Raw genomic sequence first — 19,380 nt, forward strand, 5'->3', positions numbered from 1 at the left:
CCGCGCATCGTGGAGGACATGACTACGAACCACCAAGCTCACGCGTCGGCAGCAGCATCGGCAGCCTCCCGGGTTGCCGTAGTGACCGGCGGATCGCGCGGCATCGGCCGGGCCGTCTGCGAAAGGCTCGCCAGGGACGGGCTGGCCGTCGTGGTGAACTACGCCCGCGACGCGGCGGCCGCCGAGGAGACGGTGGCAGCGATCACCGCCGCCGGTGGCCGGGCAGTGTCCGTACGGGCGGACGTGGCGGACGAGAACGCCGTCACCGCACTGTTCGACCGGGCGGAGCAGGAATTCGGCGGCGTCGACGTCGTCGTGAACGCGGCCGGCCGACTCGCCCTGTCACCCATCGCCGACCTCGACCTCGCGGTACTCGACGCCGTGCTGCGCACCAACCTCCGTGGCACGTTCGTCGTGGCCCGGAGTGCCGCCCGGCGACTGCGTGCGGGTGGCTCGTTCGTGGCGTTCTCGACCTCCGTGGTGGCCACCCAGTTCCCCGCTTACGGCGCGTACGCGGCGAGCAAGGGCGCTGTCGAGTCGATCACGCTGATCCTCGCCCGTGAGCTGCGCGGCCGGGACATCACCGTGAACACCGTCGCGCCCGGCCCCACGGCCACGGATCTGTTCCTCGACGGCAAGACACCCGAACAGATCGAGCAGCTCGCCAAGACCCCGCCCCTGGAGCGGCTGGGCACCCCGCAGGACATCGCCCGCGTCGTCGCCTTCCTCAGCAGCGCCGAGGGGCACTGGATCAACGGCCAGATCCTGCGGGCCAACGGAGGCATGGTGTGAGCGGGCAGCCGCAAGCGTGGCGCGATCCCCCCCCCCGGCCGTCCTACGACCACCGACACCGGCACCAACAGATACGTCCGCGCCCGCAAAGAGCCCACTCCCAGGAGAGACCACTATGCCTTTCGCCAACTTCAAGGTCCCCGCAGGCACCCTCACCGCCGAGGACAAGAAGAAGATCGTCGAGCGCACCACCGACCTGTATGCGGAGATCTACGGTGAGCGGGCCCGCCCCACCACCGTCGTGCTCGTCGACGAAGTCGTCGACGGCGGCTGGGGCGTCGCCGGCGACATCCTGACGGCAGCCATGCTCAACGGCGACGTCTGACCCCGGGCACCGCAGGATCCCGTGATCCGCACGGGGCGCCCGTGGTCATCACCGCAGCACAACGGATATCGCTGACCGGTGCTGATACGCCTCGGCGATGTCCCGTGACGCAGGCTCTTGGGGCCGGCCGGGGACTCTGCTGAGAGGGCGGCAGATGGTGGGGCCGCTCGTCAAGCTCTCGCGTGTGCCCGGCTGTTCCCTCTACGCCCGGGACGGGGGACCCTGGTCGGTGGGGAGGTGAGCGTCTCATGGTCGACGACGGACAGCGGCTCCTGGTGATCAACGTGCCCGAGGTGAGGTTCTACCCCGAGCCGCTGGGCCGGACGGGGTGCTCGTACCACCCCGTCGGCCGCTCGCACCAGGGCATGCTCGGCTGGACCGCCGTCCGGGGCACCCGGGCCGAGCAGGACGAGTGGCGGGCGGCCGCGGACCAGTTCTCCGCCGCGGTCCGGGAGGCGGACGGTGCGTACCGGGCGGTCGTCCGGGGAAGAGGCCGCCACCTACCGGGCGCGGCGCGGCGGAAGGAGCGGGCGGCGGAGCGGTTCCGTGAAGCGGCGGCAGGTGCCGAGGAGCGCTACGCGCCGGTACGCGCGGAGATCGAGCGGCGCCTGGCCACCGAGGCGGAGCAGGCGCGGCGGGAGCGGGAGGAGAGCGAGCGCCGCTGGGCTGGCGAACGGGCGGAAGCGGAGGCGCGACGCCGGGTAGCCGAGGCCCGTGTGGTCCGCTGCTACGACCTGGCGCGGCGGCAGGTGTGGGGTTGGGCGGTCGCCGGTGACGAGGAGCGGGGTGGGACGGAGATCTTGGCGTACCGGCACGACGTACCTACCGGGCAGCCGTTGCCGGCTTCCTCGCGTCAGTCCGCGCAACCGCTGTCGGCGTGCTCTCTGGAGCGGGAACTGTACAGACTCCGGGAGGAGTTGGGCCTGACGAACGTGCGATGGGAGGAAGCGGCGATGGAGCGCGTGGAGGGGGAGTGCTCGACTCCGGACGACCCCATACCCTTCGAGGTCTGGTGGGCCACCGTCACCGTGCGCCACTGGCGCTCCCCGCAGCAGGTGCCGCCCCCGCCGCCCCCGCCGGCTCCGCGCCGTGCGTACGGCTCCCACGGCAGCGACTACGGAGGCATCGGAGGGGACCACGGCGGTGGTGGATACATTGGAGGCTTCGGCGGCTACTGAGCCTCCGGTCCGCCGGAGCTGCCACCCCGAGCTCGCGCAACTCCGCGCGGTGAGATCCGTCCCCGCGTCATCGGCGTCCCCGTACGAGTCCCTCCGCCCGGCGCACTCACTCTCACGCTCAGCCCCAACGTCTGGCCCCGCCCCGTCCACCTTCCCCTCTCGCCGACAGCCGCTCCCAGCGCAAGCGAGCCCGGAAGTCCCGACGACGAGGCTCGCACACCGCACCCTGAGGAGCAGGATGATTTCAGAGAGTTCCCGCGAGACGCGGAACGGTACTGGGCCCGCCGGGTTGCCGCAGCAGACGGGAACCCGCCGGATCGCGTGGAACGCGGTGCCGCAGGATGTCGCGGCCGGCATCGAGCGCCTGCTCGGTGCCGAGGTCGTCGCGGCGGCCGGGCAGCCCGGTGGATTCTCGGAAGGCGTGACTTCGCTGCTGACGCTGACCGACGGTCGCCGGGTGTTCGTGAAGGCGGCGAGTGCGGAGCATGCTCCGGCGGTGTCCGCCTTCCACCGCAGGGAGATCGCCGTCACGCGGCAGCTCGCCACCGCGTGGACGCCCAGGCTGCTGGACGCCTACGACGATGGTGTCTGGGTTGCGGGGGTCTACGAGGAGATCCGAGGACGGCTGCCCGCGCAGCCCTGGCGCGCCGCCGAACTCGACCGGGTCCTCGCCGCACTCGCCGAGCTGACCGAAGCCTTGACCCCGTCGCCGGTCGACCGCACGCTGCTGTCCGAGCCGCGACTCGGTGGCTGGCAGGCACTGGCCGAGAAGGGCGGCCCGCCGGTCGACCAGCTGCGCAGGATGGCCCCCTGGGCGGCCGATCACCTCACCGACCTGGCCGACCTGGAGGCACAAGCCCCACAGGCCCTGGCGGGCGGAACGCTGCAACACGGTGACCTGTACCCGTTCAACATCATGGTCCACGACCAGCAGGTCTACGTCGTCGACTGGCCGCACGCATGGATCGGCGCGCCGTTCTGCGACACGGTGACGCTGCTGTCGAGCGCCTCGCTCAGCGGCGCGGACCCCCAGGAACTCGCCGCACGCCATCCCCTCACCCGCACCGCGGACAGGGAGCGGATCGACGTCATGCTGGCCGCGCACTCCGGCTTCCTGCTCCGGATCGTCGCATCTGCAGGAGCGGAGGCGGACCGGAACCTGGTGGAGATGATGAGCGCGCTGGGACTGGCTTCCCTCCGCTGGCTGCAGAGGCGGAGATGAGAGCCGACATGAGGAGTTCGGGTCCCACCGTCGGCTGACTGCCGTGTTCCGGACCCGGCAGGACGAGCCCCGCTGCGGGTGATGGCTGAGCCGGGCAGATCAAGAGCACTTGCTCAGGATGTCAGGGCCCTTCGCAACAGGGAAGCGCGGGCAAGCCGAGCGTCGCGCGGTGCTTCGGACACTCCGGGATCGGGCATCTGGAAGGCATCTCCGTCGAAGCGTGGGATGACGTGGACGTGCAGGTGGTGAAGCACCTGACCGGGTATGTCGTTGTTCTGCGTGATCGTGGTTCCGACAGCTCGGTAGGCGTCTTTCATCGCGGTCGACACTCTCGCGACGACTTCAAAGACTTCCTGCAGAAGGTCACTTCGGGCCTTATGCAGGCCGGTCACGTGAGTGAGCGGCAGCACCAGGGTGTGACCTGGGTTGTTCGCCCGCTGCATGAGGGTGGGGATGACGAAGACGTTCTTCGACCGGTAGGCGACCAGGTCCGCGTCGATCTCGCCTTGGCCGATCAAGCAGAAGGGGCAGTCACTCACTCGGAAACCTTCCGTCCTCGCCTCGTTCGAACGCGGCTGCTGCGACAAGCCGTATCGCGGAGTCTGGCAGGTCACTCCAGGCTCGGGCATACCGTTTTCCTGGTCCTCGGCCAACTCCTCGCAAGAGCTGCGCGTGGGGGGGCATGCCGCCTCCGGGGCCCGGACCGGTTGGTCCGTTGCCACGTGTTCCGGGCCGTGGCGGGGGATTCATCAGGGTTTTTCCATGGTTCGTGCGAAGGACATCCTGTTCACCCCGGCCGGAGTATGAGCCGGCGTTGATTCCCATGAGGGGTACTTCGAGCACGAGAAAGGTCACATCATCGTGGAGCGACGTAAGTTCACCGCCGCGCTGTCCGCGGCGGCGGGCGCACCGGTCCTGTTCGGGGCCACGCCGGCCTACGCCCGGGACGCCGCGCACCACCCGGGCGTTGGCGGGACCCGCCTTGAGCGGGACATGGTGACCGCGCTGGCCGGGGAGCTGGAGGACGGGGCCACGGCGCGGCGTGTGGCACCCTGGAGTTACGACATCGGCTTCGACTGGTCCCCGCCCACCGCGCGGGTCGAGACGTTCGACTTCCTTGTCGGCTACGCGTTCGGTAACCGTGCGCCCGCGGGCGGCGGGGATCCGGCCAAGGTGCTCTACGAGCCGGGTCCGGTGAACGAGCAGCTTGCCGATACGATCGCCCGTATCAGGGCGAGGCGTACCGTGCCGGTGTTCGCGCAGTGGGAGATCGCGCGGTTCCTGGAGTCGAAGTACCGGATGTCCCAGGTTGTTTCCATCGAGCCGGAGATCGCGGCGGACGGCACGATCACGTATCTGAGCACCGACGGGGTCGCCGCGCAGATCGAGCAGGCGCGCAAGGGGAACCCTGGTGGTCTCGGGAGGGCCGGCGTTGTCGGATTCCGTGACCACGTCAAGCGCTGTGTGCTGACCACGCGGGGGCGCAACATGGAGGCGTTCGCGCCGGAGGGCTTCGAGATGCCGGGCACCTACGATCCCGAGTCCGGGCAGATCTGGACGAGGCGCCGTGACCTCTATCTGGTGCACGACATGACCGCGCAGTGGACGATGCTGAAGACGAGGCTGGGGGCGGAGCTGTATCCGAACGGCTGACGGGCCCAGCTCACAGGGGGAGTGTTCTTCACCTGGTGATGCATTCCCGCGGTAGTTGCTGGACCTGTCACCAGATGAATGGTCCGCCTCCCATCACACCCGCGCGCCTGGCGGCGTCTTCGATGATCGTCAACCGGTCCAGGTGGCCCGGAGCGGGCGGGCGGCATTACCTCGTACGTAATCGACGCTTCCGGTGTGGCCGGGCACTCTTACGGAACGGGAACTCGGGCGGCGCACTCCGTCCGAGTTCCACTTCCTCGACCAGCCCGTGTGACCTCGATGGAGGCCGATTCGCCATGTCCGTAACCCTGCTCGCCGGAATTTCCCGCACCACTGAGCCACAGGCGATGCTGCGCCGTTTTCTCGCTCTCGACGCCACGGTCACCGGGGTCAACGGACTGGCGTACGTCACGGCGTCCGGGCCGCTCGGCCGGCTGCTCGGGATCGACGGCACTTTCCTGTTCGGAGTGGGCGTTTTTCTCACTCTGTTCGCGGCTGGGGTCGGTTTTCTCGCGAACCGTCGGCAGGCCCCGCGGCTACCGGTGAAGGTCGTCGTCGAGGCGAATCTGCTCTGGGCCGTCCTCAGTGTCGCGGCGCTGCTGCTCTGGTTCGAACCGACCACGGCCGGTGCGGTCTGGATCCCGGTGCAGGCGCTGACCGTCGCCGGTTTCGCCGTCCTGCAGTGGTCCGCGCTGCGCCGGATCTGACACCGGCCAGGTCATGGACCGTACGGAATCCCGCGCTTCGGAGACGGGCAGTTCGCGCAGGCTCCTGTTGCGCAGCGACGTGGTCCACCGCAACGCGCTGACAGGGCCGGCCAGCGACAGCTCCGGAAACCGGCGAACCAGACTGGTCACGGCGATCTCGTTCTCCAGCCGTGCGAGGGAAGCACCGGGGCAGTAGTGGGGGCCGTGGCCGAAGGCAAGGTGCCCACGAGTGTCACGCGTGGGAGCAAAGGTCTCGGGCGTGACGAACCGGTCCGGATCGCGGTTGGCCGAGGCCCAGGCCAGCCAGACGCGTTCCCCCTTGCAGATGGCCGCCTCGCCGATCCGTGTGTCCTGGGTGGCGAACCGCCGGACGGCCAGCATCGCGGGGGAGTTCCAGCGCAGCGCCTCTTCCGTGACCCGGTCCATGGCCAGTTCCCCGCTGCGCAGAGCAGCGAGGTGAACGGGGTGGGAGAGGAGGGCCAGCACGGTGGTGGAGATCAGGCCGGCGGAGTTGTGGTAGCCGCCGAAGAGGAGAAGGAAGGCCATGGAGACCAGCTCTGCCCTGCTCAGGCCGGGGCCGCCCGGGTGGGTGTGTTCGTCGATGAGCGCGGACAGCAGGTCGTCACCGGGAGCATCCTGTTCGCGCTGGATTTTGCGCTCGATGAGATCGGCGAGGAAATGGTGCATCTCCCTCATGGCCTCACGCGACCGCACAGCGGCGTCGGGCGCCGGACTGAGCAGTGTGTCCGTCCAGCTCCGGAAATCCGTGCGGTCGTTCTCCGGGATGCCGAGCAGGTTGCTCATCACAGTGAGTGACAGTGGTGTGGCCAGGTCGGCCACGATGTCCGCATGGCCGCCGCGTGCGGCCATGCGGTCCAGGAGCTGATCGGTGACTGCCTGAATGGACTGCCTGAACTGCTCGGTTCGTTGTCCGGTGAACGCGCTGTTGACCAGAGAGCGGAGCCGGGTGTGGGTCGGCGGGTCGGTGTTGAGCAGATGCGTGTCCAACTCGGATGGCATGGAATCACCGTGGCGGCCGGCGGTCCCCGCGTGGACCTTGTTGAGCGAGAGCCTCGGGTCCGCTGCCGAAGCGCGTACGTCGTGGTAGCCGGTGACCAGCCACACCGGTGCTCCGTCCGGGGCAAGAGCCCGCAGGGGCGCGGGTGTACCGCGTAAAGCAGCGTACGAGGCGTGGGGATCTGCCTGGAAGGACTCGTCGAGGAGCACCGGGGGCCGGGCGTCGGGCATAGGAGTGATCCCTCGTCAACTCGAAGGTGATGTCATGGGTGAGGGCACTGCGCTGACGCCAGGACGGTGGAGTGGAGAAGGACTACGTCCCCTCCTCCGCTTCACCAGCGCGTAGCTCGTGACTCAGCGCGTCACGCGGTAGCGGAGGTAGGCCACTCCCGAGTCGAAGGTGCGGGTCTCGACGAGTTCGAGATCCACCCGGCGCTCGCTCCGGGGAAAGAACGGGATGCCACCGCCGACCAGCACCGGGTAGACCCTGAGCCGGTACTCGTCGATGAGCCCCGACGCCGCGGCCTCGGCGGCGAGCCCCGCGCCGCCGATCGCGATGTCGCCCGCCCCCGGCTCGGCTCGCAACCGCTCGATCTCCTCCGCCGGACCGCCGAAGGCCAGGCGGGCATGGCCCTGCACCGCCGACAGCGTGGTGGAGAACACCACCTTGGGCAGCGGCTTCCAGAGCGCGGCCCACTCAAGCCTTGAGTCGTCGAGCGACGGATCCTGGTCGGCGGTCTCCCAGTACAGCATCGTCTCGTACAGTCGCCGTCCCAGCAGGTGGACGCCGACCTGCCGGATCTCGTCGATCCAGGAGCGGAAGACCTCCTCGTCGGGTGTCGTCCAGTTGAAGCCGCCGTCCGGCCCGACGATGTAGCCGTCAAGTGAGACGTTCATCGAATAGGTCACGCTGCGCATCAGAAGTCCTCCTCGGTAACTGGTTCGAGAGTACGACCGTCGGACGCCGCAGGACTCATCGCGGCTCGCGGGATTCCCCGAGCTCGGACGCGGTGGGATGTCCGCGGGCATGGCCCGCCACTTGACGCCTTTGCCGACCAGGTAGGGGATCGCATCGAGTATCGCCCGGTGGCAGTACATCTCCGGCGGGCTGGACGCCGGAGCGCCCGGCTCATCAGATGGCCGGCCGCCTCTGGGACAGCGACTGTGACGTGATCGCGAGCGAAGGCCTCAAGAACCGCAGCCTGGTCTGGTCAAGGCTCCCGCACCCGAGCCCGGCCCTGACCAGGGGATGAGGCCGCCGACGTCATCGGTGGCCTGATCACCGCGGCTGGCTCGTTGTGCAGGCCAAGCACACGCGCGGTGGAGGGAAAGTGGGGTCATCAGTGATGTACGCGGTGACAGAGACAGCAGGCCCGGCGCACCGAGCCGACCACGCCGCCGTCGTCGTCAACAGGCAGTTTCCCCTCCGACGTCAATGTCCTGGAGACGTGGTGTTCGACGAAGACGGGTCGCTCGTCCCGCTGCTGAAGTTCCTTGTCCATGTCTCGTGCCTGATGCTGTTCGGGGGATTGCGGCGAGTCGTCGCCGATCTCGCAGCGCGGCACGGAACGGCGCAGGAGCCGTAAGGCCACCGGTCGTTCCGCATGCCGGGCTGAATCGGTGACGATCTCGCTGCCGGGCTCAACAGTGCAGTTCGGTTGGGTGGTTCGGGACTGCGAAAGCAGCATCCGGAACCGACCGGAATGCCGCGAGCCTGGGCTTGCTCACGTCGCGGCAGTGATGGTCGCGCGGGTGGTGCACGGGCGACTTGATGGTGTTCAGGGGGTGTTCACCAGGTTACGGGTAGCTCGGTGACGCCACCGGTGAGGGTGGTGCGGACCTCCAGTTCGTCGATGTCCTTGGCGAGGCGGAGGTCGGGCATGCGGCGGGCGAGGGTGGCGAAGACGATGCGCAGTTCCACGCGGGCCAGGCTGGCGCCGATGCAGAAGTGCATGCCGTGGCCGAAGCCGAGGTGGGTGTGTTCGGCGCGGTCGGGGTCGAACGTCTCGGCGGCGGTGTAGACGGACGGGTCGCGGTTGGCGGAGTTGACCGACAGGATCACGGCGTCACCGCGGCGGATGGTGACGCCGGCGACGTCGACATCGGTGTGGGCGTAGCGGAGCAGGCCGAGGTCGCCGGGCGCGCCCATGCGCATGATCTCCTCGACGGTGGCGTTCACCCTGCCGGCCGGGTCGGCGGTCAGCGCCCGCCACTGGTCGGGGCGGGTGAGCAGGAACAGCGTGCCCAGGCCGATGCGGTTGACGGTGGTCTCGTGCCCGGCGAACAGAAGCCCGACGCAGAGCCGGACCATCTCGTCGTACTCGTAGTCCGGGTCGGTGCTCTGCGCGCGGACGAGGTCGGAGATGACGTCCTCGCCGGGATGTGTGCGCTTGGTCTCCGCGAGAGCGGTCATGTAGGCGTTGAACTCGTCCCGCGCGCGGTGAGCCTCCTCGCCGATGGCGTAATTGGCCATGCGCTCCGACAGTGAGGCGAAGTACGGGTGCTCGCTCTCGGGCACCCCGAGCAGCCGGCAGATGACCGCGACCGGGAGCGGGAAGGCGAGTCCGGCATGCAGGTCGACGACGCCGTCAGGGGCGGCGGCGTGCTCGGCGAGCAGTTGGTCGACACAGCCGTCGACCAGGTCTTGGACATGCTCGGAGAGCATGGTCATCCGCTTGGCCGAGAATGCGGGGGTGAGCAGTCGGCGCATCCGGGTGTGGTCGGCCTCCTCGGTGTCGTGGTTGCCCGAGGGGCCTTCCTGGACCGCGGCGCTGGTGATGCGTGACGCCCGTTCCGGTTCGGGGTGGGAGCGGCCGAGCCGCTTGTCGCCGAGTAGGTCGCGGACCTCCGCGAAGCGGGTGACCAGCCAGGCGGGATCTCCGGCCGGTGTGGTGACCGGTGCGATGGGCGCCTCCCGACGGAGCACCTCGTACAGGGGAGCGAGATCGAGGACGTTGGGGCGGGTGAAAGGCAGCTGCGGACGCTCGGCGGCAACGCTCATGGCTCTCCTTCGGTGATCTTCCCGTAGCCCGACCGTAACATTTTGTTGGCAGTCACTGCCAATAAAGTTCAGGCCAATCCCCACGCCGACAGGCGTGTCTAAGATCGCCCGATGGAGGAATTCAGACAGAGCGGCGGCCACGCACCTCGCCGAGGGCGACCGCCGGTGAGCGACGAGCAACGCAAAGCGCAGCGCCTCGATATCTCCCGCCACGCGGTTCGGCTTTTCGCCGAGCAGGGCGTGGCCGCCACCTCGGGCGAACAGATCGCGCGGGCGGCCGGAGTCTCCGAACGCACGCTGTGGCGCCACTTCCGCGCCAAGGAAAGCTGCGTGGAGCCGCTGCTGACGAAGGTGGTCGACGCCTTCCGTGAGGTGTTGCACGCTTGGCCGGCCGAGACGGACCTCACAGAGCACCTGCGAGCGGCGTACCGGCCCCTCTTCGAATCTTCGTCCAGCGCGGACATCGAGGCAGTTCACGCCGTGGTGCGGCTGACCCGTGACGAACCTGCGCTGCGTGCCGCCTACCTCATGCTCCGGGAGCGCGCGGAGGACACATTCGCCGAGGTGCTGGCGGAACGGTTGGCTATGCCTGCCGAATCGTTTGAGGTCCGCGCGCGGGCCGCGGCCGTGGACGCCGTACTCAAAGTGGCGGCCGACCGGCTCGCCGACGACACGGCGGACACCGGTATCACTCCCGAAATCCTGCGTCGGCACCGTGAACAACTCGCCGGCGCACTCAGTCTCATCACCCATGGGATGTCGAACAGGCAGGGCAACTGACACAGGCCAACGGGCACGCAGGGACGCCACCACCACGCTCACCGACGGCCGCGGCCAGTAGTAATGCTCATCCGGCCGCCCCCTGCGGACTGCTGCTCATGCACGAGCCGTCACACCCCTGCCCCGACGCCCCCTCCCCGCTGACCGGCTTGCCCACGACGCCTACCGGAGGGCAACGCGTACGGCGTCTGCGGAGGGCGGCGTCGCGGCTGCTGCCTGACCGCATCGCTGGCACCGTGGCTCACCCGGCCCGTGGCGCCTTCCGGCTGGTTACGGCTTGGCGTCGGCTCCCTGGCGGCGGGCCCTGACGTGCTCGGGGAGGAAGCGGTTGAGGAACGCCTGCCGTTTGGTGGCTTTGTCGCCTCCGACGGCGTGGTCCTTGCCGACGTGGGCATGGCGGCGGAGATGGAAGAGGTGATCAGGATGCGTCCCTTGCCCCGGACAGCATGCCGGGCACCACGTGCTTGGCGAGGTGGACGACGGCGTTGACGTCCAGGACGACGAGCTTGAGTTCGGCGTCGATGTCGGTGGCGAAGGCGCCGCCGATGTTCATCCCGGCGTTGAGGAGGGCGACGTCCAGGGGTCGGCCGATCTCCTCGACCTGCTTCCACAGGTTCTCGACGCCGTCGTAGGCGCTCAGGTCGGCGCGGAGCGGGTGGACGGTGGCGCCCAGGGCGCGCAGTTGTTCGGCGACGGTGTCGACGGAGTCGCTGCGGCCGGTGCTGATGATGTCGTAGCAGCGGGTGGCGAGCGGCGACCATTCCGTTCAACCTGACCGGGCCCCCAGCCCTGTCCATGCGGTTCGGCACGCGCAGCGACGGCATGCCGATCGGTGTGCAGCCGGCAGCCAACTGGCACTCGGAGTCGACGATCCTGCACATGGCATCGCTGCTCGAGTCGCTCAGACCGGTCCGTGACCAGCACCCCACCATCTGACAGTCACGAAAGGCCACACCCGGGCGCCTCCAGGGACGCGACAACCATCCTGCCCCTCGAAGCGCCCGGACCGGCGGCGGCTTAGTGATCGTCGCGTGGCCGGGCAGTTCGCTGGAGGGTCGGTCGTTCTCCGAGCGTCCCGGCGGTGCCGGTGGGCGTCGAGGTATGCGTGTTCGTCCCGGTGCGGATCGAGGCTGAGCCACCTCTCGCCCGGCTGACGCCGTCTGAGTACGGTGCGCATCTGCTGGTGAGTAGCAGGGCGGCTGTGCCGGACCTGCAGACCGTGTTCGATCAGGGCATGAACGCAACCACTGCTCCTTCTGCGACGCCTCCGGCCCCGGCGACGGCCACGGGAAGGGACCGCTCCCGCCTCTGGGCCGGTCTGTCGGCCGCGCTTTTCGTCCCGGCCGTCCTGGCGGCAGGCCTGCTGCTCTTGTCATCTGAGCGGGTGTCGGGCTGCGTGACGTACGGGGTGCAGTGCGCCAAGGGGCTGCCCGGGTGGCTGTTCGTCTGGAGCGCCTGCATCGGTGCCGTGGCGTTCGTCGTCGCCCTGGCCGCGCCTGCCCTGCGGGTACGGCAGGTCGCGCTCGCTGCTCAACTCTGCGCGGAATGCACGGCGTTGCTGGTGATCCTTAGCTACTACGCATGAGCGGCTGTCCACATCCGTACTGCTCTGGGGGAGGGCCGGCAACTCAGAAGCGGACCGGATCGACCATGCGCGTCTGGAGGCGGGCGAGGATCCGGCGTCGGCGCGGCGGTCGAGGGGGGGCTGGGCAGGCCGGACCGCCGGTGTCGGCGATCCCGGGCTTGATACTGGTGAGCCTTCCTGCGCGTCGCACCACAACTGCTCCGCCTCCCTTGCATGTCGCGGCCGTTCCCGAACTCTGGAACGGCGTGCCCTCGCACGGGTGCCGCCGTGTACCGGCACGGGGCGGAGCCGCTCGGGGTGTCACCCCGGAACGGCCGAGGCGGCGTGGTCGCGGGCCTGATTTCCAGGACATCCGCACGGAGTGTTGAGCTGGGCGAGCGCTGATGGTGACGCCCGCACTGGTCCTCGGCAGCAGGCAAGGAGGCCTCCCACCGGTGTTCTCGGCCCGGAGGCTCCACACACGGGTTCGTCGGCTCTCGTACGCTTGCTTCACTCCGCGGAGTGAAGTCGGCCCAGAGGAGGCGTACTTCGGCCCCGTCATCTTCGGTGTCGTCGTGGTCCACCTCGACGAGGAGCGCATGCCACTGCTCAGTCTGCGTCCGCCGGCCGCGGTTCGGTCATCGTCGCCCCTGTCTCCCCGGGGCCCCGGCCCCTGCACCAGCCCGGAACCGGTCGTCTGTCTGATCCGGAGCGAGACTCCGCAGGAACGCGAGGTCGCCCGCGACCAGCGGATGCCCTACCACCAGCTCCTTGAGGACATGGAGCGCAAGGAGTGCGCCATGCGTGCCGAAGGGCGCTCGGAGGAGGACATCGCTCGCACCTTGGTCCAGATGCGCAACGGTGCCAAGGGCGTCGTACGCGCCGGCATGACCCGGGAACAGGTCGCGGAACTGGAGGCACGTAACCAGAAGAAGTACGGCAACCCGCTCGGCCCGACGGCGGGCCAGCTCTACGTGAAGTACGGCTCCTGGGAGAAGGTCACCGAAGCCGCCACCCGTTCGAGCAGGGCCGTGGACCACGAACTCGTGTGGAATTCTGCCACTGCCCCTGCGAGGTACTCCAGGCGGCCTGACTGGGCGGGAGCTGACGGAGTGCCGCTTCACCAGAGCGTGGGCCCGGGGCGGGGCCGGGGAACTCTGGATGGCGGGCGAGCTCACCGACGACGCGTTCGAGGGTCACTTCATCGACGACGTCATCGTGCAGGACTTTTCGATTACTGAAAAGGTGTCATCGTGCAGCGCGGACATCCTGTGCCGCGGCGGTACCGAGATATCTCACTTCCGGGCCCGGTGCGTACCCCTGCCCTTGCCGGGGCGCTGGTCAGGCCTGGGAGGTTGGGCGGTCCGGATGGGCCGGAACTTGTAATTCTCTGTCCCGCCGAGTGGTCACGGAAGGGCATTTTCCGTCGGAGGAGAGCGAACCGCGGCACGAACCGACCGCGGGTTTATCAAAGTTCGGTCCGGAGCCGGGCATTCTGATTCTTTCGGGAGCGGGTGTGCGACTTTCCGCGGTACAAGGGAGAGATGACGCCGGTCGAAGAAGTACGGGACGAGTTGAAGCACCTGCTGGGCCGTTGTGAGCGCTGGCTGCGCGCGGAGGAGGGTGTCCGCGACCTCCTCCCCGACCGGGAGGGACTGGCCGGGGACATCGCCCGACTGGAAGCCCTGCGTACCCGCGCCCTGTCGACCATGCTCAACGTGGCCCTGCTCGGCCGACAGTCATCCGGTAAGAGTTTCCTGATCAGCGGCGTGCAGGGCGGACTGGAGTACGTTCCGATCACCGACGAGGACGGCATGCCCTCGGCCGAGTACCTCGGAGTCCTTCCGTCGTCGGCGCGTCCGACCACCGCCTGCCCCAGCACCGTCATCCCTGTCGGTGAGGGCCGGTCGGACGGGTTCGAGGGCAGGGCTCTGCTGCGGGTGCGCTTCGCGGGGGGTGAGGTGGAGGAGATCGGCGTTGACCTGCCTCCCGCCGTGGTGGGCGCTTACGGAGCGGCCGACGGCGACGTCACCAACCGCATGCGCGAGCACATCAACCGCCGTGTGGAGGCGATCGAGGTGCTCCTCTCCGAGTGCCGTCTGCCCGTCAAGCTCTTCGACCTGCCGGGCTCGGAATCGCCGATCGAGGAGCACGAGTTCATCATGCGCGAGGCGTGGGGGGAGGCCGACTGCTTCGTCTACGTGAGCCACGCGACCTCGGCCCTGACCTCCAACGAACTCCAGCTCATCAGGGACCTTTACGCTCACCACATGCACGGCAACGCCGCGAAGCGGGTGCTGTGGGTCCTCACGGGGATCGACCTGGCCACCCAGCGGGAGCAGGGCCGGGCTGCCTGGAAGAGTGTGCTGGCCACCAACAACGAGTATCTGAGCACGCACTTTGGGGGCGAGGGCGGACGGTTCATCGGAGAAGGCTTCCTGCCGGTCTCGGCCGCCTGGGAGGTCGAGGCTGACTACAAGGACGCCCACGGCGAGGACGGAGGCTCTCTCAGGCGCCTCAGCGGCATGGAAACGCTGCGCGACCGTCTCCGGGAACTGATGGAGTCCGGCGCCGGGAACGTGCACCTGCTCAAGGTGGCCGACGAGGCGCGCTGGCTGGTCCGCCGCCGTCAGCGCGATGTCGCCGACACGCTCGACACTCACCAGGTGGCCGTGGGGGACCTGGAGGCGCAGCGGGACGGACTCCGCGACCGTGTGGAGGGCGCGGAGCGTTCCCTGGAAGGCATTCGGACAGAACTCGACCGTGAGATGCAGCGCAGGATCCGCGCGGCGCAGAAGCCGTTCGGCGAACTCGCCGACGAACTCCACCGGCAACTCGACCCGTTGATCGACGAGGGCAATCTGAGCGCCGAGCACGTCAACGAGATCGATGTGCGTCAGGTCCAGGTGTTCAGCCGCTGGATGACCGCGCCCGAGGGCCCCGCGACGCTCTGGGAGATCGAGTTGCGGAGCCTCGACGGCAACGCCCGCCGGCTGCTGCGGGCGGACCTCGGACTGGAGACCGACGCACACCTGGTCACACCCGAACCGCTGGACACCAGCCACTTCCCGATGCGGACGGACGGTCGCCGGCCCCTGACCGTCTACGGCCTGGTGCAGACCGTGGCCAACACCGTCAGCGTCGCCGGTCCCATCGCGGGCGGCGCCGTATGGCTGACGACCAGCCTCAGCCTCGCCACCATCGCCGTTCCGGCGGGAGCGGCCGTGGTCGCGGCCATCGCCATCGCCAAGGTCACGGACCTGGTCAAGGACCGCGAGTCCAAGGTCCACAAGGCGCGCCAGGAACGCAAAGACATGATCGACGAGCAGGTGAAGCAGGCGCGCGTCGCCTTCGAGGACGTCGCGCGAAGCCAGGGACGGCTCCTGGTCGACGCGGTCGAGAGCCATCACGTACGCCACCAGGCCCGGCTGAGGTCGACACTGGCCCAGATCATGGAACGTATCAACGCGGACGACACTGCCCGCAGCCGGGCCGTGATCGACCGCCTGGCACCCGTCAACGAGGACGGCCGGAACCTGGTCACCGCGTTGCAGGACCTGAGTGACGGCCTCAGGACCGCCCCGGGCACCGGTCGCTCATGACTCGCCCAGGATCTGTCGGGCCCGTACGCGAGAGCGGCCGACACCGTGGGGGAGGGGTTGTCCACGGGCCCCGGGACCACTGCTCGGGCTCGGCCCTGGCGCTCATCGCGAGGTCGATCCGAGCGCCGGGGTTCGGGTGAGCCAGGATCACCACCACGACGGCCGGCTCGGGAAGTCCGGCCCGCTGGAGGGCGTGCCGGGGCGGACCGTCACCGCCGCCGCCAACGGCGGGCAAACGCGGCGGCAACGGTGTCGGCAGGGCCGGGTTGCGGGCGACGCCGTCCAACGCGGACGCGTGGAACGCGACCATGATTCCCCCCATGCCTCAGTCGACCCGTCGGCTGCTCCGCGACCGTGATCCCCCTGAGGTGTTTGCCTGCCCCGGTGGGCGGCTGACGGGATATCGGCCGATGACAACGCCCTCGTCCGGGTGGCGCTGGTGGTCGTGTCTTCAGCTGTAGTCGTCGGGGTGGTCCTGCATCCAGACGTTGATCCGGTCGCGGACACCGATCAGTTGTGTACGGTGCGTCTCCAGGTTCTCCGTGGAGGTGTCGCCGTTGAGCGTCGTGCGGAGGCCCGCGATCCACTCGATGGGCTCGGGGAAGTGGCCCGGGCCTTTCGGGTCCGCCTTCATCGCCGCATCGAGACCCGTCACTTCTTCGTGGACCCTGCCCAGGAAGTACGCGCAGTCTCCCGAACCTGGTGTGCACGTGTCATTGAGCGTGGCCTGGAGGCCGGCGAAGGCATCACGGACCAGTTCCGGCCCCGGGGTGACGGCGGCGTTCTCCTGCGCCGTGGTGTCCGCCGGCGCCGGGGCGGATGAGGAACGGGCGGTCTCCCGCGTCCCGACGCCCTGGGCGGTGTCGTCCGCGCCCGCGGAACAGGACAGCAGACAGGCCGCGGTCACCGCGGTGAAGATCGCTGTACGCCGGACACGCCGAATCTGCATGAGGCCCCCCTCGTAGTGATCACAGCAACTCTACTGCGGGCAGGGGAGCCAGGTCTTGCGGGTGATCCGATGCATCCGCCACGGCGGCAGTATCCAGAGGACCAGGCCGGTCTGCTCGCCCGATTCTCCGAGGACTACGCCGGCGCGGTGCCCGGGATCCGGCACCGTGCGCCGCAGGTGTCGGTGGCCTGACGCGGGCCAGAGGCCATCGTCGATCCGGTCGGCCGTGCGGGGCCGGGCCTTTGGCCAGCTCCTCCTCGGGTACGGCGAACAGCGCGTCGCTCAGTTCGGACGGGCCGCCAGGCCACGGGGCCCGAACCGCGTCCTCGCCGGTCTCCCGCCACGCCCGCCGCCACCGCTGGACGGACCGCACGTTGACCCGTAACGCCTTCGCCATCTCCGTGCTGCCCCGCCTGGCAGCGAACATCCCGGCTGCTTCCGTCCGGGACCGCTCACGGAATGCCTGCTCCTCCGGGGTCGGGCCCCACCCTGCGGATGCCCCGTACAACCGGCACACCACGGCGATCAGCAACAGCCGGCCCCTACGGCACAACCTGCCTTCAAGGTCGGTAGGCATGAGGTGCGTGTGTCCGGTCGCCTGGACGGCAACGGAGGTTGCTTTAGGTTCCCACCAGAGCAGCCACGAGGCGGGTCATCTCGGTCCGCGGGTCGGGTGCGCCCGGCCAACTGGTCATCAGGAGATGGTGAGCGGTCCCGACGATGGCGAGGGCCGCGATGGACGGGGCGACCGTGTCCGCCAATCGGTCGAGTCGGTGCTCGGCTTCGAGGTAGCAGGTGATGGCCTCCTGGATTGTGGTGAAGCCGGGCGCCCCGGCTTTCAGGGCCTCGCGGATACGCAGGGCGGCGCCGGGGCGGGTCATGGCGAGGCTCGAGACGGCCGGGCCGCCGGAGTGGAGCAGCACGAGGACGACGGCGTTGAGGTTCGCTGCCACCGAGCCCTGCCCCGCGAGCCCCAGGAGTGCTTGTGCCTTCGCGGCTGTACGTGCGAACCGGTCGAGGCAGAGTTCGGCCACGAACTCGTCGAGCCCGGCGAAGTGCGTGTGCAGCAGCCCCTTGGCGCAGCCCGCCTCGGTAGTGATCGCCCGACTGGTCAGCGCGCCGGGCCCGTCCTTCGCAAGGACCCGCTCTGCAGCGTCGAACAACCGCTCGCGTACGTCCGGTGTCGCCACTCCGCGCGGTGACATGGGCCTCTCCCGTAACTACTACTGCCGTTGTCGGTGGGTGCATCCCCTCCGTAACCAAGTGCATCTTAGCGAGGATTGCGGGTTTGGGCATCTGCCCATACCGTATGGGCAGATGCCCATTCTCCGTCGCCGCATCAGGAGGCACCCATGCCGAACGTCGTCAACACCGAGCAGGCGCAAGCGTGGAACGGCCCCGAAGGAACCCACTGGGCCCGCAACCAGGACCGCTGGAACGCCGTGAACGAAGGTTTTAACGAGCCGCTGCTCGACGCCGCCAGGATCGCCGGGGACCACCAGCTCCTCGACATCGGCTGCGGTACCGGGCAGACGACGCGGCTCGCCGCGCTCAGGGCGTCCCGAGGGCGTGCGCTGGGCCTCGATCTGTCCGGCCCGATGCTGGACGAGGCACGCACCCGCGCGGAGCGCGAGAGTATACCCAATGCCGTCTTCGAACAGGGAGACGCCCAGGCGTATCCCTTCGAGACAGGCGCGTTCGACACCGTGCTCAGTCGCTACGGAGTGATGTTCTTCGCCGACCCTGTCGCGGCGTTCAGCAACATCGGCCGGGCGCTGCGACCTGGCGGGCGCCTGGCGTTCGTCTGCCCGGCCGATGCCGCGCTCAACGGCTGGGTCGGGGCGATGGAATCCCTGCGCGACCTGCTGCCGGTCGGCGACTTCGGCCGTCCGGGGCTGCCCGGCATGTTCTCGCTGGCCCTCCCGGACCGAGTCCGCCAAGTCCTCGCGGCGGCTGGATTCGCAGGCATCACCATCAACCAGGCACAGGCGTACGGGACGTGGGGGAGCGGAGCCGAGGACGCGGCGGAGTTCCTGCTGCGCACGGGCCCTGGCCGCCACCTGATGGAGCAGGTCGACGCGGCGACGCGGCTCCGCGCCCGCCGGACCCTGGAGGACCATTTGCGCACTCACGAGACAACGGACGGCACGGTCCGGCTGCGCAGCACGTCATGGCTGGTCACGGCGGACCGCCCGGCCTGAGTGAGGACCGCGACCAGCCCGGCGGCATCTGACCCCGCGCATACCCGGCCGGACGGATCCCAGGAAGAACCGGATCGGCCGAGATCACTGTTCGGCAAGGGGCCTCATGGGCCCCCAGGGGCCAGGATCCGGATCGCGGCCAGGCGCGGGCTCGGCTCCCGGGAATGCTGGAGGGCAGGAATCGGACCGGCGCGCAGCAGAGAGGACGTGCCGCTGCCGGACGGCCCGAACATCGCGGCGAACCGCCGACGGCCCACCAGGCGGTTCTGGGGGTGACGGTCGGTGAGTGTTGTGTGGTGCAAGTCCGGGCGCTGCGTGGTGTGGTGGAGGGGCCGGCTGGATCACATGCCTGGCGTGCCGGTGCTTCCGTCACCCTGGTACGACACCTG

At 69.2% G+C, this 19,380-nt stretch carries 18 protein-coding genes and 3 pseudogenes; 12 read left to right on the plus strand and 9 right to left on the minus strand.

Features of this window, described 5'->3' with window-relative positions; genetic code table 11:
* Positions 1 to 18 precede the first annotated feature (18 nt).
* From ACFTZC_RS08335 to ACFTZC_RS08350, 4 genes are all read left to right on the plus strand, one after another.
* Positions 19 to 792, plus strand: a complete 774-nt coding sequence (locus ACFTZC_RS08335) for an SDR family oxidoreductase (protein WP_382887980.1) — start codon at positions 19 to 21, stop codon at positions 790 to 792.
* A gap of 115 nt (positions 793 to 907) precedes the next feature.
* Entirely contained in the window at positions 908 to 1,117 is a 210-nt protein-coding gene (locus tag ACFTZC_RS08340; RefSeq protein ID WP_382887981.1) for a tautomerase family protein, read from the plus strand.
* 248 nt (positions 1,118 to 1,365) lie between these two features.
* The gene (locus ACFTZC_RS08345) at positions 1,366 to 2,295 is read left to right on the plus strand and encodes a hypothetical protein (RefSeq protein WP_382887982.1); all 930 of its coding nucleotides are present in this window, start codon (positions 1,366 to 1,368) and stop codon (positions 2,293 to 2,295) included.
* Positions 2,296 to 2,533: 238 nt separating this feature from the next.
* A complete protein-coding gene (locus tag ACFTZC_RS08350; RefSeq protein ID WP_382887983.1) occupies positions 2,534 to 3,517 on the plus strand; it encodes a phosphotransferase family protein in 984 nt (327 codons plus the stop codon).
* 113 nt (positions 3,518 to 3,630) lie between these two features.
* Here ACFTZC_RS08350 and ACFTZC_RS08355 read toward each other — a convergent pair whose 3' ends face one another.
* Positions 3,631 to 4,170 (minus strand): HIT family protein, encoded by a 540-nt coding sequence (locus ACFTZC_RS08355; RefSeq protein ID WP_382887984.1) that lies wholly within the window; start codon positions 4,168 to 4,170, stop codon positions 3,631 to 3,633.
* Positions 4,171 to 4,378: 208 nt separating this feature from the next.
* On the opposite strand from ACFTZC_RS08355, the gene ACFTZC_RS08360 reads away from it, so the two are divergent.
* Positions 4,379 to 5,170, plus strand: a complete 792-nt coding sequence (locus ACFTZC_RS08360) for a hypothetical protein (RefSeq protein ID WP_382887985.1) — start codon at positions 4,379 to 4,381, stop codon at positions 5,168 to 5,170.
* Positions 5,171 to 5,466: 296 nt separating this feature from the next.
* Complete coding sequence (locus tag ACFTZC_RS08365; RefSeq protein WP_382887986.1) at positions 5,467 to 5,877, plus strand: hypothetical protein; 411 nt, start codon at positions 5,467 to 5,469, stop codon at positions 5,875 to 5,877.
* 138 nt (positions 5,878 to 6,015) lie between these two features.
* On the opposite strand, the pseudogene ACFTZC_RS08370 reads toward ACFTZC_RS08365, so the two are convergent.
* A pseudogene (locus ACFTZC_RS08370) lies at positions 6,016 to 7,125 on the minus strand (cytochrome P450); the annotation flags it as partial.
* A gap of 123 nt (positions 7,126 to 7,248) precedes the next feature.
* Entirely contained in the window at positions 7,249 to 7,812 is a 564-nt protein-coding gene (locus tag ACFTZC_RS08375; protein WP_382887987.1) for a dihydrofolate reductase family protein, read from the minus strand.
* A gap of 327 nt (positions 7,813 to 8,139) precedes the next feature.
* Here ACFTZC_RS08375 and ACFTZC_RS08380 point away from each other — a divergent pair.
* Positions 8,140 to 8,342: pseudogene (locus ACFTZC_RS08380) on the plus strand (restriction endonuclease); the annotation flags it as partial.
* Positions 8,343 to 8,683: 341 nt separating this feature from the next.
* Here ACFTZC_RS08380 and ACFTZC_RS08385 read toward each other — a convergent pair.
* Positions 8,684 to 9,895, minus strand: a complete 1,212-nt coding sequence (locus ACFTZC_RS08385; RefSeq protein WP_382887988.1) for a cytochrome P450 — start codon at positions 9,893 to 9,895, stop codon at positions 8,684 to 8,686.
* A gap of 165 nt (positions 9,896 to 10,060) precedes the next feature.
* On the opposite strand from ACFTZC_RS08385, the gene ACFTZC_RS08390 reads away from it, so the two are divergent.
* Positions 10,061 to 10,675 carry a TetR/AcrR family transcriptional regulator gene (locus ACFTZC_RS08390; protein ID WP_382887989.1) on the plus strand — a complete coding sequence of 205 codons (615 nt, stop codon included), beginning with the start codon at positions 10,061 to 10,063 and terminating at the stop codon, positions 10,673 to 10,675.
* 418 nt (positions 10,676 to 11,093) lie between these two features.
* On the opposite strand, the gene ACFTZC_RS08395 is transcribed toward ACFTZC_RS08390, so the two are convergent.
* Positions 11,094 to 11,405 carry an SDR family NAD(P)-dependent oxidoreductase gene (locus ACFTZC_RS08395; protein WP_382888110.1) on the minus strand — a complete coding sequence of 104 codons (312 nt, stop codon included), beginning with the start codon at positions 11,403 to 11,405 and terminating at the stop codon, positions 11,094 to 11,096.
* A gap of 26 nt (positions 11,406 to 11,431) precedes the next feature.
* On the opposite strand from ACFTZC_RS08395, the pseudogene ACFTZC_RS08400 reads away from it, so the two are divergent.
* The 3 genes and pseudogenes from ACFTZC_RS08400 to ACFTZC_RS08410 all read left to right on the plus strand — a co-directional run.
* Positions 11,432 to 11,611: pseudogene (locus ACFTZC_RS08400) on the plus strand (amidase); the annotation flags it as partial.
* Positions 11,612 to 11,909: 298 nt separating this feature from the next.
* Positions 11,910 to 12,260: a hypothetical protein gene (locus ACFTZC_RS08405; RefSeq protein WP_382887990.1), complete on the plus strand. Its 351-nt coding sequence runs from the start codon at positions 11,910 to 11,912 to the stop codon at positions 12,258 to 12,260.
* Between the two features lie 1,523 nt (positions 12,261 to 13,783).
* Positions 13,784 to 15,841: a hypothetical protein gene (locus ACFTZC_RS08410; protein ID WP_382887991.1), complete on the plus strand. Its 2,058-nt coding sequence runs from the start codon at positions 13,784 to 13,786 to the stop codon at positions 15,839 to 15,841.
* Positions 15,842 to 16,292: 451 nt separating this feature from the next.
* Here ACFTZC_RS08410 and ACFTZC_RS08415 read toward each other — a convergent pair whose 3' ends face one another.
* From ACFTZC_RS08415 to ACFTZC_RS08425, 3 genes are read right to left on the minus strand one after another with little or no spacing between them, the layout of a single operon-like run.
* Positions 16,293 to 16,790, minus strand: coding sequence for a hypothetical protein (locus tag ACFTZC_RS08415; protein ID WP_382887992.1), 498 nt, complete (start codon positions 16,788 to 16,790; stop codon positions 16,293 to 16,295).
* Positions 16,791 to 16,809: 19 nt separating this feature from the next.
* Entirely contained in the window at positions 16,810 to 17,367 is a 558-nt protein-coding gene (locus ACFTZC_RS08420) for a helix-turn-helix domain-containing protein (protein ID WP_382887993.1), read from the minus strand.
* Between the two features lie 43 nt (positions 17,368 to 17,410).
* A complete protein-coding gene (locus ACFTZC_RS08425; RefSeq protein WP_382887994.1) occupies positions 17,411 to 17,995 on the minus strand; it encodes a TetR family transcriptional regulator in 585 nt (194 codons plus the stop codon).
* Positions 17,996 to 18,142: 147 nt separating this feature from the next.
* Here ACFTZC_RS08425 and ACFTZC_RS08430 point away from each other — a divergent pair, with 147 nt between their 5' ends.
* The gene (locus ACFTZC_RS08430) at positions 18,143 to 18,991 is read left to right on the plus strand and encodes a class I SAM-dependent methyltransferase (RefSeq protein ID WP_382887995.1); all 849 of its coding nucleotides are present in this window, start codon (positions 18,143 to 18,145) and stop codon (positions 18,989 to 18,991) included.
* 104 nt (positions 18,992 to 19,095) lie between these two features.
* Here ACFTZC_RS08430 and ACFTZC_RS08435 read toward each other — a convergent pair whose 3' ends face one another.
* Entirely contained in the window at positions 19,096 to 19,224 is a 129-nt protein-coding gene (locus ACFTZC_RS08435) for a hypothetical protein (RefSeq protein ID WP_382888111.1), read from the minus strand.
* Between the last annotated feature and the right edge of the window lie 156 nt (positions 19,225 to 19,380).

This window comes from Streptomyces sp. NPDC056987, from assembly GCF_042673865.1.
Lineage (GTDB): Bacteria > Actinomycetota > Actinomycetes > Streptomycetales > Streptomycetaceae > Streptomyces.